Genomic DNA, 15,315 nt, shown 5'->3' on the forward strand with positions numbered 1-15,315 from the left:
TCAGATCAGTTCGTTGCGGGTGATGCGGGCGAATGCCTCGAAATAGTCGGGGAAGGTCTTGGCGACGCACTTCGGATCGTTGATCCGGAGCGCCGCGCCGGCCCGCAACGCACCGCTGAGCGTCGCAAGGGAGAAGCACATCGCCATCCTGTGGTCGTCATAGGTATCGATTGCGGCTGGGCGGATTTGTTCTGGCGGCGTGATGCGAAGGAAGTCCGCCCCCTCTTCCACCGTGGCGCCGAGCTTGCGCAGTTCGGTTGCCATCGCCGCGATCCGGTCCGTTTCCTTTACCCGCCAGCTGCCGATATTGCGCAGCGTGCTGACGCCGTCGGCGTGCAGCGCGGCAACGGCGATCGTCATTGCCGCGTCCGGTATATGGTTGAAGTCGGCATCGATTGCACGCAAGGCGCCACCGGCCCGTGCCTCGATCCAGTTCTCGCCCATGGAAATGGTCGCCCCCATCCCCTCGAGTGCCTCGACGAAGCGCACGTCGCCCTGGATGCTGCCGCGCCCGACACCCTCGACCCGCACGGGGCCGCCGGCGATCGCGCCTGCAGCAAGGAAATACGAGGCCGAGGACGCATCACCTTCGACATGGATGGCGCCCGGGCTGCGGTATTTCTGGCCTGCGCCGATGGTGAACGACTGCCAGCCGTGCCGCTCGGCGCGCACGCCGAAGCGCTCCATCAGGTTGAGCGTGATGTCGATGTAGGGCTTGGAAATCAGCTCGCCTTCCACGTCGATCGTGACCGGCCTGTCTGCCGCGATCAGCGGCGCTGCCATCAGCAAAGCGGTCAGGAATTGGCTCGACACATTGCCGCGTACCTGCAACCTGTCGGCGCGGATGCGGCCCCGCTGGATATGTAGCGGCGGGTAGCCGGCCTCGCCGGTATACGTGATCTGGGCGCCGATGCCGTTCAGGGCATCCACCAGGTCGCCGATCGGACGTTCATGCATGCGCGCCACGCCATGCAGCGTGAAATCGCCGCCGAGCACCGCAAGCACCGCCGTCAGCGGGCGGATCGCCGTGCCCGCGTTGCCCATGAACAGGTCCGCGTGATGCACCGGCAGGGACCCGTCGATGCCGTGCACCAGGAACTCCTGGGTCTCCCCCACCTGTTCCCATTGCACACCCAGCTTCTGCAGGGCCATCAGCATCACATGCGTGTCGTCCGATGCAAGCAGGTCGTGGATACGCGTCGCGCCGCCGGCCAGCGCGGCCAGCAGCAAGGTCCTGTTGGATATGCTTTTCGAGCCGGGCAGCCGCACCGCGCCTTCCACGCGCATAGCCGGCTGCAGGTCGAGATGATGGGGATAGTGTTTCATTGGCCTCGCAGCGTTCAGTCGCCGCCCTGTCTGTTCTGTTGTTCCGCGGCCTCGATCGTCCTGATCCAGCCCTGGCGTGCGCGCTGCGCATTCGCATATACCGTTTCCAGTGCCGCGCCGTCCGCCGCAGCCAACCGCTCGCGGACCTCGCCGAGCCGGGCGATGTAGGCGTCGAGCTCCGACAGCAGCGCCGGGCGGTTCGCCAGCGAAATGTCGCGCCACATTTCGGGCGACGAGCCGGCGATCCGGGTGAAATCGCGGAAGCCGCTCGCTGCATACTGGAACAGCAGGTCGGCATGCGGCTTGCGGGCGATGTCGTCGACCAACGCGTAGGCGAGCAGGTGCGGCAGGTGACTCACCGCCGCGAACACCCGGTCGTGGTCTTCCGCGCTCAGCTGGTGAATGATGGCGCCGCACCGCCGCCAGGCGCCGGCCACCCGCTCCACGTCGATAGGAAAATTCTCGGGCAAGGGGGTCAGCACCGCCTTCTTGCCGGCATAGAGGTCGGCAATCGCCGCCTCGGGCCCGTTCTGCTCTCGCCCGGCGATGGGATGCCCTGGCACGAACTGCCCGATCTTGCTGCCGAGGGCGGCGCGCGCGGCAGCGACCACGTCGGACTTGGTGCTGCCGGCGTCGGTCACCACGACGCCCGGTCGCAAGTGCGGGGCGATGGAAGAAAGGATGGCGCCGGTCTGCGCAACCGGCGCCGCGATCAGCACCAGGTCGGCGTCCTCTAGCGCCTCGGCAGCGTTCGCGCATGTCCGGTCGACGATGCCCAGTGCCTTGGCGCGCGCCAGGACCTCCGGACTACGGCCCACTCCCGCGACCTGCCCGACTGCGCCAGCCGACTTGAGGGCGAGCGAAAAAGACCCGCCGATCAGGCCAACGCCAAAGATTGCAATCTTGTTGAACACGATGGGCAGCCCCGGGAGGTTGAAATTCAGGCCAGGACGTTCTTCAAGGCGGCGATGAATGCGGCATTTTCTTCCGGCAGGCCGATCGAGATGCGCAGCCACTGCGGAAGGCCGTAGTTGCCGACCGGGCGAACGATGATGCCCTGCTTCAGCAATGCGAGATTCACGCGTGCGCCGGCACCCTCGTCCTCGCCGACCTTGACCAGCACGAAATTTCCGCAGGATGGCACATACTGCAGGCCGAGTGCATCGAATGCCGCCGTCAGCTGCTGGTAGCCATCCGCATTCAGCCTGGCGCTGCGGGCGAGAAATGCGGTGTCGCCGAGCGCAGCAACCGCGGCCGCCTGCGCCAGGGAGTTGACGTTGAACGGCTGGCGGATGCGGTTCAGCAGGTCGGTCAGGCCCGGCTGCGCAATGCCGAAGCCCACGCGCAACCCGGCCAGCCCATACGCCTTGGACAGCGTGCGCGAGACCAGCAGGTTCGGATACTCGCGCACCCAGGCGATCGAGTCATACTGGCGGTCCGGCGAAAGATATTCGTTGTAGGCCTCATCGAGCACCACGACGACGTTGCGCGGCACCCGCGCCAGGAAGGCCGCAATCTTCTCGGCGGGGATGAAAGTCCCGGTCGGATTGTTGGGATTGGCAATGAACACCAGCCGGGTATCGGCCGTGATCGCGGCCGCCATCGCGTCGAGGTCATGACCGAATTCCACGGCCGGCACCACGATGGCCCGCCCGCCTACCGCCTGCGTGGCGAGCGGGTAGACGGCGAACGAGTACTGCGCATAGACCACGGCCTGCCCCGGCTGCACCAGCGCATGCGCCGCGAGTTCGAGGATATCGTTGCTGCCGTTGCCCAGCGTGATCCAGTCCTGAGGCACACCGTACTTCGCCTTGATCGCCTGCTTCAGCTCGAAACCGTTGGAATCCGGGTAGCGCGCGGTGTCGGCGAGCGCCGCGAGCATGGCTTCCCTTGCCGACGCCGGCATGCCGAGCGGGTTCTCATTGGACGCCAGCTTGACGATCTTGGCTTCGTCCAGGCCGAATTCGCGCGCCACCTCGGCGATTGGTTTGCCGCCCTGGTAAGGCGCGATTGCACGGACATAGTCGGGGCCGAATTGATTTGACATGGCGGGTTCCATAAAAAACGGGGCAGGCGCGGCTTCCTGGGCCGCGCCGGCACAGGGTCAAGACAGGCTGAAAGGATACGATCCGAGGACCTTGAAGAACGCCGAATTTTGCCGCAACTCGCTGAACGCGGTCTCGACCTTCGTGTCCTGGACATGCCCTTCGACGTCCACGTAAAAGTAGTAATCCCAGGTCCCGGTGCGGGCCGGGCGCGACTCGAAACGCGTCATCGACACGCCATGCCTTGCCAGCGGGGCCAGCAGGCCGTAGACGGCACCTGCCTTGTTCGGCACCGCCAGCGCGAGCGAGGTCTTGTCCTTGCCGCTGGGGCCGGGCTGCATGCGGCCGATCACCACGAAGCGGGTCCGGTTGTGCGGGTCATCCTGCACATGGGCCTTGACCACGCCGAGGTTGTAGCGCTCCCCGGCAATCTCGCCCGCAATTGCCGCGGTGGTGGGATCGTCGGCAGCGATGCGCGCCGCTTCGCCGTTGGACGCGACGGCGATCCGCTCGATGCCGGGACAGTTCAGGTTGAGCCAGACCTGGCACTGGGCCAGCGTCTGCGAATGCGCGCAGATCCGCCGCACGCCATCCATGGTGCCGGTCTTGGTCATCAGGCTGTGATGCACCGGTATCGATACCTCGCCGCTGATCGACAAGGTGGTTTGCAGCAGCAGGTCCAGGGTGCGGTTGATCGCTCCCTCGCTCGAGTTTTCGACCGGGACGACGCCGAAATCGGCCGTGCCCGCCTCGGTCGCCCGAAATACCTCGTCGATGGAAGCGCAGGGCAGCCCCTCGACCGCATGCCCGAACTGCTGGTACACGGCCTGTTCGCTGAAGGTGCCGGGAGGGCCGAGATAGGCGACGGCGACGCGGCGCTCCAGCGCCCGGCAGGATGACATGATCTCGCGGAAGATCGTCTGGACATCAATGTTCGCCAGCGGCCCGGGGTTCACGTCCGCAACCTTGCGCAAGACCTGCGCCTCGCGCTCGGGCCGGAATACCGGCGCGTTCGTCTCTGCCTTCACATGGCCGACCTGCTCCGCCACCTGCGCGCGCCGGTTGAGGAGGTCAAGGATCTGCGCATCGATGGCATCGATCTGTTCACGCAGGGGTTTGAGTTTGTCGTCGCTCATATTCTTCAATGCCTTCGGCGCCTGCCCGCCGCGCGGCGCATTGCCGCCGGCCGGGCCGGCCGGACTGCTAGCCGTGCTGCTTCTCAAAATCCTTCAGGTAGTCGACCAGCGCCTGCACGCCTTCCGGCGGCATCGCGTTGTAGATCGACGCGCGCATCCCGCCGACCGACTTGTGTCCCTTGAGCTGCAGCAGCCCGCGCGCCTTTGCGCCCGCCAGGAAGGCGTCGTTCAGTCGATCGTCGTGCAGGAAAAAGGGGACGTTCATGCGGGAACGGCAGGTCTTGTCCACCTTGTTGCTGTAGAAGCCGGTGGAATCCAGGAAGTCGTACAGGAGCGCAGCTTTCGCAATATTGCGCTGCTCGATCGCCGCCACGCCCCCCTGCCGCTTCAGCCACTGAAAAACCAGACCGGCAATGTAGATGGAATAGGTCGGCGGCGTGTTGTACATCGAGTTGTTTTCGGCGACCACCTTCCAGTCGAACGCCGACGGACAGATCGCCAACGCGTGGCCGACAAGATCCTCGCGTACGATGACCAGCGTCAGTCCGGCAGGTCCGATGTTCTTCTGTGCGCCGCCGAAGATCACGCCGTAGCGGGACACGTCGATCTGGCGCGACAGGATGTGCGAAGACATGTCCGCAACGAGCGGTGCCCCCCCGGTGTCGGCATCGACATCCGGCGAAAACTGGAATTCGACGCCGTCGATGGTTTCGTTCGTGCATACATGCACATACGCGGCATCACGGCTGAGCTTCCATGTCTCGCGCGGCGGAATTGTCCGGAACTTGCCATCCTCCTCGGCGGAGGCGGCGACGTTCACCGTGCAATACTTCTTTGCTTCCTTGATCGATTTGCCCGACCACGCGCCGGTATGGATGAAGTCGACCGTCGCCGGTTGGGCTTTTCGGCCGACGAGGTTCATCGGCACGATGGCGTTTTCACCGATACCGCCGCCTTGCAGGAACAGGATGCGGTAGTTTGCCGGCACGGCGAGCAGATCCCGCAGGTCGCGTTCTGCCGCCTCGAAGATCGCGCCGAATTCCTTGCCGCGGTGGCTCATCTCCATCACCGACATGCCGCTGCCCTGCCAGTCCAGCATTTCCGCGGCTGCCTGCTGCAGCACTTCCTGCGGCAGCATCGCCGGGCCAGCCGAAAAGTTGAAGACGCGCGTCATTCTTCCTCCGTGGCTCCGCCTTCGACAGCACCCATCTCGTCCTCGACGTCCGATTCGACGATGCGTTGCAAGCCGCTGAGGCGGGTACCGTCCTCGACCGCGATCAGCGTCACGCCCTGCGTCGCGCGCCCCATCTCCCGGATCTCCGCGACCCGGGTGCGAATCAGCACGCCGCCGGTCGTGATCAGCATGATCTCGTCGCTGGCCTCGACCAGCGTTGCCGCCACCACCTTGCCGTTGCGTTCGCTCGTCTGGATCGCAATCATGCCCTTGGTGCCACGACCATGGCGCGTGTATTCCGTGATCGGCGTACGCTTGCCGAAACCGTTCTCGGTCGCGGTCAGCACCGACTGCTGCTCGTTCTCCGCGACCAGCAGCGCGATCACCTGCTGGCCTTCGTCCAGGTTCATGCCGCGGACACCGCGCGCAAGCCGTCCCATCGGCCGCACGTCGTTCTCGTCGAAGCGGACCGCCTTGCCGGAGTCCGAGAACAGCATGACGTCGTGCTTGCCGTCGGTCAGCGCGGCGCCAATCAGGAAGTCGCCGTCGTCAAGGTCGACCGCAATGATGCCCGCCTTGCGGGGGTTGCTGAACTCCGGAAGCGGCGTCTTCTTGACGGTACCCAGGCTGGTGGCCATGAAGACGTAGCGGTCCTCGGGGAAGGTGCGGTTTTCACCCGACAGCGGCAGCACCACGGTAATTTTTTCCCCATCCTGCAGCGGGAACATGTTCACGATGGGCTTTCCGCGCGAAGCGCGCGACCCCTGCGGCACTTCCCACACCTTCAGCCAGTACAGGCGACCCCGGTTGGAGAAGCACAGGATGTAATCGTGCGTGTTGGCAATGAACAGCTGGTCGATCCAGTCGTCTTCCTTGGTCGCCATCGCCTGCTTGCCGCGACCGCCGCGCTTCTGCGCGCGGTACTCGGAAACCGGTTGCGATTTCATGTACCCGGTGTGGGACAGCGTCACCACCATGTCCTGCGGGGTGATCAGATCCTCGGTGCCGAGATCCGTGGCGTTCAGCTCGATCTGCGAACGGCGCACGTCCTTGGCGCCCTCTCCGTATTCGTTCTTGGCGCTGTTGAGCTCGTCGGAAATGATCGCGGTCACCCGGGCCGGCTTGGCCAGGATGTCGAGCAGATCGGCGATCTGCGCCATCACTTCCTTGTACTCATTGACGATCTTGTCCTGTTCGAGGCCGGTCAGACGCTGCAGGCGCATCTGCAGGATTTCCTGTGCCTGGTCGTCGGACAGCTTGTACAGGCCATCGGACTGGATGCCGTAATGCTTCGGCAGATTTTCAGGCCGGAATGCCTCGATGCCACCGGCATTGTCGCCGCCGGTCCGGGCAAGCATATCGCGTACCACCGACGAGTCCCACGCCCGCGCCATCAACTCGGATTTTGCGATCGGCGGAGTCGGCGCCGCCTTGATGATCGCAATGAAATCATCGATATTGGCCAGCGCCACCGCCAGGCCTTCCAGCACGTGGCCCCGCTCGCGCGCCTTGCGCAACTCGAACACGGTGCGGCGGGTCACCACTTCGCGACGGTGCGACAGGAAGCACTCGAGCATCTGCTTGAGGTTGAGCAGCTTCGGCTGTCCGTCGACCAGTGCTACCATGTTCATGCCGAACGTATCCTGCAGCTGGGTCTGCTTGTACAGATTGTTGAGGACGACTTCCGGCACTTCGCCGCGCTTGAGTTCGATCACGACGCGCATGCCCGACTTGTCGGACTCGTCGCGGATGTCCGAGATGCCTTCGAGCTTCTTGTCCCGCACCAGCTCCGCAATGCGCTCGAGCAGGGACTTCTTGTTCACCTGGTAGGGCAGCTCGTCCACGATGATCGCGGTCCGGCTGTCCTTGCCGAACTCTTCGAAATGGGTGCGGGCGCGCATCACCACGCGGCCGCGGCCGGTGCGATAACCGTCGCGTACGCCGGACACGCCGTAAATGATGCCAGCCGTGGGGAAGTCGGGCGCCGGGATGATCTCGATCAGCTCGTCCACCGAGCACTCGGGATTGCGCAGGACGTGCAGCGCGCCGTTCACGACTTCGGTCAGGTTGTGCGGTGGGATGTTGGTGGCCATGCCGACCGCAATGCCTGAGGAGCCGTTGATCAGCAGGTTGGGAATCCGCGTCGGCAGTACCGACGGCTCCTTCTCCTTGCCGTCATAGTTCGGCACGAAGTCGACCGTCTCCTTCTCGATGTCCGCCAGCAGCTCGCTCGATATCTTGTCGAGGCGGCACTCCGTGTAGCGCATGGCCGCGGCGTTGTCGCCATCGATCGAACCAAAGTTTCCCTGGCCGTCGACAAGCGTGTAGCGCAGCGAAAAATCCTGCGCCATGCGTACCAGCGTGTCGTAAATTGCCTGGTCACCGTGCGGGTGGTACTTACCCATCACCTCGCCGACGACGCGCGCGCACTTCACATAGGGACGGTTCCAGACGTTGTTCGTCTCGTGCATCGCGAAAAGGACCCGACGGTGCACCGGCTTGAGGCCGTCGCGCACGTCCGGCAGCGCACGACCCACGATCACGCTCATTGCGTAATCGAGATAACTCTTGCGCATCTCCTCTTCAAGCGAAATCGGGATAGTCTCTTTTGCGAATTGATCCATTGCGAGTCGGCTCTTCTATGCTGTCGTTGACAGGAGGGTAAGGAGCGGCTGCTTCAAGGAAGCGGGCGCCGAACATTGGATTCTAGCATGCAGCCCCTGCCGACTCTCCATTGGACACCGGGCAAGGCGCGGTGCGCGAAAGTGGGGCAAGATTTCCGAAATTATGTTTAAATAAATGTTTCGTTGTGACAATTGTTGCAACAGCTTATTGATTCGGGAATGCACAAATATCTCGCCCTGGTGGCGACCCTAGCCCTCGGAACCGGGGCTTCAGCCCAGAATGCGCCAACCGACATCCGTTCGGCTACGCCCCACTCAAGCTATCTTCAGGATGGACGAGGGGTCGTCGTGCGCAGCGGAAACGGCATGTGCTGGCGAACAGGCACCTGGTCGCCGTCGGATGCCGTGACAGGCTGCGATGGCGCGCTACTGCCTCCGGTGGCGAACCCGATTGCCCCGCCAATCGTGGCCTCGAACCCGCCGGCGCTGGCGCCTGCGCCGGGGCAGGTTGCGCGCTGCGACTTCTCTGCGACGCTTGGCGGTGATGCATCCTTCGCCTTCGGTCGCGCTGCGCTTACGCCGGCAGCGCGGCAACAGCTGGACCGGGAGGTTGTTGCCCGCGTCAGCGAATGCAGCCAGGTCGAGAGCATCTTGATTACCGGGCACGCGGACAGGCTCGGCTCACAGCAAGCCAACCAGAAACTGTCGGAACAACGCGCCGGTGCGGTGGCGACTTACCTCAAGGGCAAAGGAATCGGCCCGCAGATCGATTTGCTCGGCGCAGGAAAATCGCAGCCCGTCAAAGCCTGCAGCGACAAGTTACCGCGCGCGCAGTTGCAGCGCTGCCTCGCGCCGAACCGCCGGGTCGTGATCGAAGTTCGAGGGCTAAAGAATTAACGGACAGGATTGTGCGCAAGAACAGCTTTTCTGTAAAAACACCAGTATTTTGTGACCGCACGTTGCAGAAAAACGACGAAGTATTAAAAACGCACGACGATTGATTCAGCAGTAATGGATGTAGCACAAGCGTATGGCAAAATGTAGTTAATCAAAAGATCATTGCAGGAGAACAACCTGCGGGAAAAATGATCTAATAAAATTGAAGTCATCTGTTGCGCAGTTTATCTGCGGATATCTCAACCAAGAGGAAAAATATGAATAAATTAGCAAAACTCGTCTTTGCTGCGTCCGCAGTTGCGTCGTTCTCGGCCTTTGCTCAGCAGGACATCCAGGCCCGGACGCCCAACAGCGCATACCTGCAGGATGCACGCGGCGTGATCGCCCGTGATCCGTTCGGCCTGTGCTGGCGTACCGGTACGTGGACCCCGGCTGATGCAGTCGGCGGCTGCGATGGCGAGATCGCCAAGCCTGTAGCCGCTCCGGTTGCTGCACCGGCACCGGCTCCGGCACCGGCACCGGCGCCGGCTCCGGCACCGACTTCAGAGAAAGTCACCTTCGCTGCTGACACCTTCTTCGACTTCGACAAGGCTGTCCTGAAGGCAGACGGCAAGGCAAAGCTGGACGACCTGGCATCCAAGCTGCAAGGCATGAACCTCGAAGTCGTGATCGCCGTTGGCCACACCGACTCGATCGGCGCCGACAGCTACAACCAGCGCCTCTCCGTGCGCCGTGCTGAAGCCGTCAAGGCCTACCTGGTGTCCAAGGGCGTTGAAGCCAACCGCGTCTACACCGAAGGCAAGGGCGAAAAGCAGCCGGTCGCCGACAACAAGACCGCCGCTGGCCGCGCGAAGAACCGTCGCGTCGAGATCGAAGTTGTGGGCACCCGCAACCGCTAATCGACCCGCACTGCACGAAAACCCCGCTTCGGCGGGGTTTTTTATTGGCTGGCCGGGATAGGCGGTCCGACGCGGCGCGCGTATTCACGTTATCATCACGACCATGAACGCCGATCCGATTGAACTGCAAAAATTCAGTGATCTCGCCCACCGCTGGTGGGATCCCACCTCCGAATTCCGTCCCCTGCATGAGATCAACCCGCTCCGCCTTGAGTGGATCAACGCGCGTGCACCCCTCGCCGGCAAGACCGTGGTAGATATCGGCTGCGGCGGCGGCATCCTTGCCGAATCGATGGCGAAGAAAGGCGCAAATGTCACCGGTATCGACCTTTCCGAGAAAGCGCTTAAGGTGGCTGACCTGCACAGCCTGGAGTCGGGCGTGCAGGTGCGATATGAACTGATTGCAGCGGAAGAACTGGCGGCCCGGGAGCCCGGGCGTTATGACATTGTGACCTGCATGGAGATGCTGGAGCATGTCCCTGATCCCGCGGCAGTGGTCGCGGCCTGCGCAAGGCTGGTGAAGCCGGGCGGCCACGTCTTCTTCTCGACCATCAACCGTAATCCCAAGGCTTACCTGTTTGCGGTCATCGGTGCGGAATACGTGCTTCGCCTGCTGCCGCGCGGTACACACGACTACACCAAGTTCATCACGCCATCGGAGCTCGCAGGATTTGCCCGCAATGCAGGACTGGAGGTTCGGGGGCTGAAGGGCATGACCTACAATCCGCTCACCAAGATCTATTCGCTGAACCAGGATACCGACGTCAACTACCTTGTCGCCTGTACCCGCCAGCGCTAATGGCTTTTGCCCCCTTGCAGCAAACCGTGATTCCATACCTGTGACCAGCTCCCTGCCCTTCCCTCGCGCCGTCCTCTTCGATCTCGACGGCACGCTCGCCGATACCGCCCCGGATCTGGGCGGCGCCATCAACCGCGTGCGCGCAGAGCGCGGCCTGCAGGAGACGCCATATGAACTGCTACGCCCGGTTGCCTCTGCCGGCGCCCGCGGACTGATCGGTGCAGCGTTTGGCCTGCGGCCGGACGACCAGGGGTATGAGGCCCTGCGGATCGAATTCCTCGCAGCCTATGAAGCGAACATCGCCGTGCAAACGCGATTGTTCGACGGGGTCGAGACGCTGCTCGCAGCGCTTGCCGAAAAGGGTATTGCCTGGGGTATCGTCACCAACAAGGCCGCCCGCCTGACCGACCGCCTGACCCCGCTGATCGGTCTTGGACACGCCGCCTGTACGATCTCCGGGGATACGACGCCCCACGCGAAGCCGCACCCGGCCCCGCTGCTGGAAGCCGCTCGCCGGATTCAGGTGCGGCCCGAAGATTGCTGGTACGTCGGTGACGATCTGCGTGATATCCAGGCCGGAAAGGCAGCGGGAATGGCGACCGTCGCTGCAGCGTGGGGCTATTGCGGTAACGTGGAGCCCTCGACATGGAACGCGGATGTCATTGCGCCAACGCCGGAATCCCTGCTTGAAATCATTCCGTCTTCCCCTTGAAACCGGACGCCGCCGCCCCATCTGGTGCGGTACAATGACATCTGTTTTGGGGACGACCTGGTTTCGACAGGGGTTGCAAAGCAGCGCAGGGCATACCGAGGACTGGCTACCTCGTTAATCCAACCGGAAATGCTTAAATGCAAACGATGAATCTTACGCTCTCGCAGCGTAAACCACTAGAAACCTAAGAACTTTCTAGCTCTACACCATCTCTTCCCTGGGGTGGGCTGGCAACAGCAGTAGAGTCATATACAGGGAATCGCGTTACGCCGGGTCACTTGGTGTAGCGTTAAACTTAGGTGACTCGCCTAGACGAAGCGTGTGCGTCCGCGTCGGCTGGGTTAAAACCAATAGGCAGCACTAAGTATGTAGAACTGTCTGTAGAGTGCTTCTGGACGCGGGTTCGATTCCCGCCGTCTCCACCATCAACACGCAAAACCGCTGACCCGTCAGCGGTTTTGTCGTTTTTGCGCTCGCCGCTGATCCGGCTTGCGTCCCGGCCCGGTACGCCGGGGAGGTTGGCCCAGGAAATATGTCCTCCGGAAGCTCGACCGATACGCACTTTCGAATCGCAATTCCTTGGCGCCTCTACCTGGGCAGCCAGCGCAGCCCTTCCACGGTGCCGGCTGCCGGGCGGTACTCGCAACCAATCCAGCCAACATAGCCAAGCTCGTCAAGCAGGCGGAAGAGGTAGGGATAGTTGAGCTCGCCTACATCCGGCTCATGACGGTCCGGCACGCCGGCGATCTGGATATGGCCAATATGGGGAAGGTACTGGCGTAGTTTCACTGCGATGTCCCCTTCCATGATCTGCGCATGGTAGAAGTCCATCTGCACCCGCAGGTTCGCCGCGCCGACCTCTTCCCGGATCCGGTGGGCCTCGGCCTGCCGGGTCAGAAAATACCCGGGCATGTCGCGGTTGTTGATCGGTTCGATCAGCAGGTTTATACCGAGTTGGGCGCATTCGGCGGCTGCGTACTTCAGATTCTCGATGAAGGTGCGTCGATATGCCTCCGTATCCGCCCCTGCGGGCACGATTCCCGCCATTGCGTGGAGGTATGGCGTGCCGAATTTCTTCGCGTACTGCAATGCCCTCGCCGTGGCCTCCCGGAACTCCTCTTCGCGTCCCGGCAGCGACGCGATCCCCCGCTCTCCTGCTTCCCAATCGCCCGGCGGCAAGTTGAAGAGGACGTTGTGCAGCTTGTATGTGCGTAGCCGCTCGGCGATGTCCTCGGGCGCGTACTGATACGGGAAGAGAAATTCGACCGCTTCAAAGCCCGATTTTCGCGCGGCTTCAAAACGGTCAATGAACGGCAGTTCATTGAACAGCATGGTCAGATTGGCGGCAAATTTGGGCATGGCGGTCCTGTGTGGCAGAAGGCTTGCGTTGGCATGGCGGCGGAATGCTTGCCAGTCTAAGTCAATACACGTTGATGTGCTCTGCAGTAAAGACCGGAAAAGAATGCGGTGGCCCGCCCGTGCAGTGCAGACGACATTGTCGGAAAAGACGGGAACGCCTCCAGGCCACCGGTCAATGCATGAAGGCGACGTCGTCCCCCTGCTGCGCAAGATCGCCTCTGCCCGAGTTTGCGCGCTCTCAACGGCCTTCGCCGCACCTTGCGGCCAAATACGAGGTAGGCAATTTATCAAGAAAAGGACGCGCCGTGACGGAAAGCGGGATCATGAAAATGATCAGGATGAGCGAGGTGAACATCGAGACATCCTGGTCCAGCGTTACACGGGAGCTGGCAAAGCGGCTTGCCGCCATCGGGGATCGCCTGACGGACGAGGAACTCGCTGCGGTGATCGACCTCGCTGCCCTGTCCTACCAGAAGGCCCGGGCCGAGTACCAGGCCAGCGTCGCCTACGACCTTCTCCTGCTGAGGATTCAGGGGAAGACGCCAAAGAAGGAATGAGTGTTTCAGGGCCAGGGCATCGGGGTCACGTCCCGGTACTGTCCGTCCTCGGGACTGCTACCGTCGTCCGGGCGACGCGTCTCGCCTGCCGCCAGTTTCGGCCCCAGGATGTCAGAGAGCTCCTGGCGCGACCGGTCGAAATCCGACGGCAACAGCGGAAACTCCTTGTTCGGCCAATTCGTCAACGCCCATTTCGTGTATTCCTCGAATCGCTGCGCGAGTTGCGCGGCAAAGTGGTCGCATTCTTCCTTGCTTGCCATTCTTTGCTCCAAAGTATGCCCCATGCGGTTTAGATGGACGGGGCTTCCCTTGGTTCGGACGCTGCCGCACCCCGCGAACTCCGGCAACCGCCATTCGTCATACGGCTATCACGCATTTGCCCTCGGCCGTCGAGGGACGAAAGGAGCATGGCATGACGCAACACGGAAACGCTTCGCAGGGAGATGCCCGCAGCACATCGCCGGGCGCAATCCCCATCGCAGCCATGGACGATCCGACTGCCGGCGGCCGGATGCTGCAGAGCGGAACGCACCTGGCGCGCATTCTTGCCGTCCGCCAGCCAGACGGCATCTTCGAGGCGCAGGTCTACGTGCGCCTTGCGCGTGAACCGCAGCGCGCGGAGACCTACATCCCGGCAGGGAATTTTGCTACCGAGGCGGAGGCATGGGAAGCCGCCGAGCAACGGGCAAAGCGGGCATTCGACGAACACGAGTTCTGATTGTCGGCGCAGGAAGTTATCGTTCTTCCATCCCCTACAATGCCGGTTGTTCTGGCCCACGTACTCCCTGACCCGGCATGGCAAAACTTCGTTCCCTCCTCAGTCCGCCCCGCGCGCTCCTGGTACTGCCCCTTGCCTGCGCATTGAGCGCGTGCGTTTCCGAGAGCGTGCAGCAGGAGGAAGTGAAGCGAACGGCACTGCTGAAGGGCAAGGGGGTCACCCTGTTTGCCGCCGGCGATATTGCGGACTGCCGCAGGGTGCCGGCGGCGGAGAGCGGCGCCGCGAAAACCGCCGCGCTCGTCGAGGCCCGGCTTGCCGCCGATCCCGCCGCCTTCGTCCTGACGCTCGGCGATCACACCTATCCTGTCGGCCTGCTCCAGGAATTCATCGATTGTTATGAACCGACATGGGGACGGTTCAAGTCCCGTACCTATCCGGTGCCCGGCAACCATGAGTACTACACGCCCCACGCCGTCGGCTACTACACCTACTTCGGCGCCCGCGCCGGGGAAGCCCGGCGCGGTTACTACAGCTTCCGCGCCGGAAGCTGGCACCTTATTGCACTGAACAGCTACCTGAAACCGGACGACCATGCGCAGCAGCTGGCATGGCTGAAGGCCGAACTGAAGACATCAGGCGCGCGCTGCACCCTGGCGTTCTGGCACCACCCCGTCTTCAGTTCGGGCGGGCACGGCAACAACAGCCGCATGCGGGATGCCTGGGACATCCTCCATGCGGCGGGGGCGGACGTGATCCTGGCGTCGCATGATCACGACTATGAACGCTTTGCGCCGCAGGACGGTTCGGGACAGCGCGACGACGCGCGCGGCATCCGTCAGTTCGTCGTCGGCACCGGCGGTGCCAAGCTCACGCCGTTCCGCTTCCGCAACTGGAATACCGAGCGCAGCGACAACCTGTCGCATGGCGTGCTGAAGCTGGCGTTGAAGGATGCCGGCTACGAATGGGAATTCCTGCCGGTCGACAAGGATGGCTTCACCGATGCCGGCAGCACGCTTTGTCACTGAAGGAAAATCTGCTGACGAACGTCATGCGTGCCCGCATGGGCGCA

The 15,315-nt window shown here is 62.9% G+C and carries 15 protein-coding genes and 1 other RNA gene; 8 read left to right on the forward strand and 8 right to left on the reverse strand.

Annotated elements, in window-relative coordinates; genetic code table 11:
* The 6 genes from aroA to gyrA form a co-directional block, all read right to left on the reverse strand.
* Nucleotides 1-1,326 (reverse strand): 3-phosphoshikimate 1-carboxyvinyltransferase, encoded by a 1,326-nt coding sequence (gene aroA / locus VIM12_RS09935; protein WP_331941463.1) that lies wholly within the window; start codon nucleotides 1,324-1,326, stop codon nucleotides 1-3.
* Between the two features lie 14 nt (nucleotides 1,327-1,340).
* Nucleotides 1,341-2,240: a prephenate dehydrogenase gene (locus VIM12_RS09940; RefSeq protein WP_331941464.1), complete on the reverse strand. Its 900-nt coding sequence runs from the start codon at nucleotides 2,238-2,240 to the stop codon at nucleotides 1,341-1,343.
* 26 nt (nucleotides 2,241-2,266) lie between these two features.
* Nucleotides 2,267-3,373, reverse strand: a complete 1,107-nt coding sequence (gene hisC / locus VIM12_RS09945) for a histidinol-phosphate transaminase (protein ID WP_331941465.1) — start codon at nucleotides 3,371-3,373, stop codon at nucleotides 2,267-2,269.
* 57 nt (nucleotides 3,374-3,430) lie between these two features.
* Nucleotides 3,431-4,507 carry a prephenate dehydratase gene (gene pheA / locus VIM12_RS09950; RefSeq protein WP_331941466.1) on the reverse strand — a complete coding sequence of 359 codons (1,077 nt, stop codon included), beginning with the start codon at nucleotides 4,505-4,507 and terminating at the stop codon, nucleotides 3,431-3,433.
* 67 nt (nucleotides 4,508-4,574) lie between these two features.
* Nucleotides 4,575-5,681: a 3-phosphoserine/phosphohydroxythreonine transaminase gene (gene serC / locus VIM12_RS09955; RefSeq protein ID WP_331941467.1), complete on the reverse strand. Its 1,107-nt coding sequence runs from the start codon at nucleotides 5,679-5,681 to the stop codon at nucleotides 4,575-4,577.
* Nucleotides 5,678-8,305 (reverse strand): DNA gyrase subunit A, encoded by a 2,628-nt coding sequence (gene gyrA, locus VIM12_RS09960; protein ID WP_331941468.1) that lies wholly within the window; start codon nucleotides 8,303-8,305, stop codon nucleotides 5,678-5,680. Before gyrA ends, serC begins: the two co-directional genes overlap by 4 nt.
* Nucleotides 8,306-8,524: 219 nt before the next feature.
* Here gyrA and VIM12_RS09965 point away from each other — a divergent pair, with 219 nt between their 5' ends.
* The 5 genes from VIM12_RS09965 (at nucleotide 8,525) to ssrA (ending at nucleotide 12,037) form a co-directional block, all read left to right on the forward strand.
* Nucleotides 8,525-9,202, forward strand: coding sequence for an OmpA family protein (locus VIM12_RS09965; RefSeq protein ID WP_331941469.1), 678 nt, complete (start codon nucleotides 8,525-8,527; stop codon nucleotides 9,200-9,202).
* A gap of 257 nt (nucleotides 9,203-9,459) precedes the next feature.
* On the forward strand, nucleotides 9,460-10,101 hold the full coding sequence (gene ompA, locus VIM12_RS09970) for an outer membrane protein OmpA (protein WP_331941566.1): 642 nt from the start codon (nucleotides 9,460-9,462) through the stop codon (nucleotides 10,099-10,101).
* Between the two features lie 103 nt (nucleotides 10,102-10,204).
* Nucleotides 10,205-10,900, forward strand: coding sequence for a bifunctional 2-polyprenyl-6-hydroxyphenol methylase/3-demethylubiquinol 3-O-methyltransferase UbiG (gene ubiG / locus VIM12_RS09975; protein ID WP_331941470.1), 696 nt, complete (start codon nucleotides 10,205-10,207; stop codon nucleotides 10,898-10,900).
* Between the two features lie 40 nt (nucleotides 10,901-10,940).
* Entirely contained in the window at nucleotides 10,941-11,612 is a 672-nt protein-coding gene (locus VIM12_RS09980) for an HAD family hydrolase (RefSeq protein ID WP_414691776.1), read from the forward strand.
* Between the two features lie 48 nt (nucleotides 11,613-11,660).
* Nucleotides 11,661-12,037: a transfer-messenger RNA gene (gene ssrA / locus VIM12_RS09985) on the forward strand.
* Between the two features lie 163 nt (nucleotides 12,038-12,200).
* On the opposite strand, the gene otnI is transcribed toward ssrA, so the two are convergent.
* Entirely contained in the window at nucleotides 12,201-12,971 is a 771-nt protein-coding gene (gene otnI / locus VIM12_RS09990; protein ID WP_331941471.1) for a 2-oxo-tetronate isomerase, read from the reverse strand.
* Nucleotides 12,972-13,294: 323 nt separating this feature from the next.
* Here otnI and VIM12_RS09995 point away from each other — a divergent pair, with 323 nt between their 5' ends.
* Complete coding sequence (locus tag VIM12_RS09995) at nucleotides 13,295-13,528, forward strand: hypothetical protein (protein WP_331941472.1); 234 nt, start codon at nucleotides 13,295-13,297, stop codon at nucleotides 13,526-13,528.
* A gap of 5 nt (nucleotides 13,529-13,533) precedes the next feature.
* On the opposite strand, the gene VIM12_RS10000 is transcribed toward VIM12_RS09995, so the two are convergent.
* Complete coding sequence (locus VIM12_RS10000; RefSeq protein WP_331941473.1) at nucleotides 13,534-13,788, reverse strand: hypothetical protein; 255 nt, start codon at nucleotides 13,786-13,788, stop codon at nucleotides 13,534-13,536.
* A 152-nt stretch (nucleotides 13,789-13,940) separates the two neighbouring features.
* On the opposite strand from VIM12_RS10000, the gene VIM12_RS10005 reads away from it, so the two are divergent.
* Complete coding sequence (locus VIM12_RS10005; protein WP_331941474.1) at nucleotides 13,941-14,246, forward strand: hypothetical protein; 306 nt, start codon at nucleotides 13,941-13,943, stop codon at nucleotides 14,244-14,246.
* Nucleotides 14,247-14,323: 77 nt separating this feature from the next.
* Nucleotides 14,324-15,271 (forward strand): metallophosphoesterase family protein, encoded by a 948-nt coding sequence (locus VIM12_RS10010; RefSeq protein ID WP_331941475.1) that lies wholly within the window; start codon nucleotides 14,324-14,326, stop codon nucleotides 15,269-15,271.
* Nucleotides 15,272-15,315: the final 44 nt, after the last annotated feature.

It is taken from the genome of Noviherbaspirillum sp., assembly GCF_036563305.1.
GTDB lineage: Bacteria > Pseudomonadota > Gammaproteobacteria > Burkholderiales > Burkholderiaceae_D > Noviherbaspirillum.

Excerpts from the sequence above, each read along its gene's own strand:
- aroA (WP_331941463.1), bottom strand. The coding sequence starts at position 1,326 with ATGAAACACTATCCCCATCATCTCGACCTGCAGCCGGCTATGCGCGTG.
- VIM12_RS10005 (WP_331941474.1), top strand. The coding sequence starts at position 13,941 with ATGACGCAACACGGAAACGCTTCGCAGGGAGATGCCCGCAGCACATCG.
- gyrA (WP_331941468.1), bottom strand. The coding sequence starts at position 8,305 with ATGGATCAATTCGCAAAAGAGACTATCCCGATTTCGCTTGAAGAGGAG.
- ubiG (WP_331941470.1), top strand. The coding sequence starts at position 10,205 with ATGAACGCCGATCCGATTGAACTGCAAAAATTCAGTGATCTCGCCCAC.
- VIM12_RS09995 (WP_331941472.1), top strand. The coding sequence starts at position 13,295 with ATGAAAATGATCAGGATGAGCGAGGTGAACATCGAGACATCCTGGTCC.
- VIM12_RS10000 (WP_331941473.1), bottom strand. The coding sequence starts at position 13,788 with ATGGCAAGCAAGGAAGAATGCGACCACTTTGCCGCGCAACTCGCGCAG.
- otnI (WP_331941471.1), bottom strand. The coding sequence starts at position 12,971 with ATGCCCAAATTTGCCGCCAATCTGACCATGCTGTTCAATGAACTGCCG.
- VIM12_RS09965 (WP_331941469.1), top strand. The coding sequence starts at position 8,525 with ATGCACAAATATCTCGCCCTGGTGGCGACCCTAGCCCTCGGAACCGGG.
- pheA (WP_331941466.1), bottom strand. The coding sequence starts at position 4,507 with ATGAGCGACGACAAACTCAAACCCCTGCGTGAACAGATCGATGCCATC.
- ompA (WP_331941566.1), top strand. The coding sequence starts at position 9,460 with ATGAATAAATTAGCAAAACTCGTCTTTGCTGCGTCCGCAGTTGCGTCG.
- VIM12_RS10010 (WP_331941475.1), top strand. The coding sequence starts at position 14,324 with ATGGCAAAACTTCGTTCCCTCCTCAGTCCGCCCCGCGCGCTCCTGGTA.
- serC (WP_331941467.1), bottom strand. The coding sequence starts at position 5,681 with ATGACGCGCGTCTTCAACTTTTCGGCTGGCCCGGCGATGCTGCCGCAG.
- hisC (WP_331941465.1), bottom strand. The coding sequence starts at position 3,373 with ATGTCAAATCAATTCGGCCCCGACTATGTCCGTGCAATCGCGCCTTAC.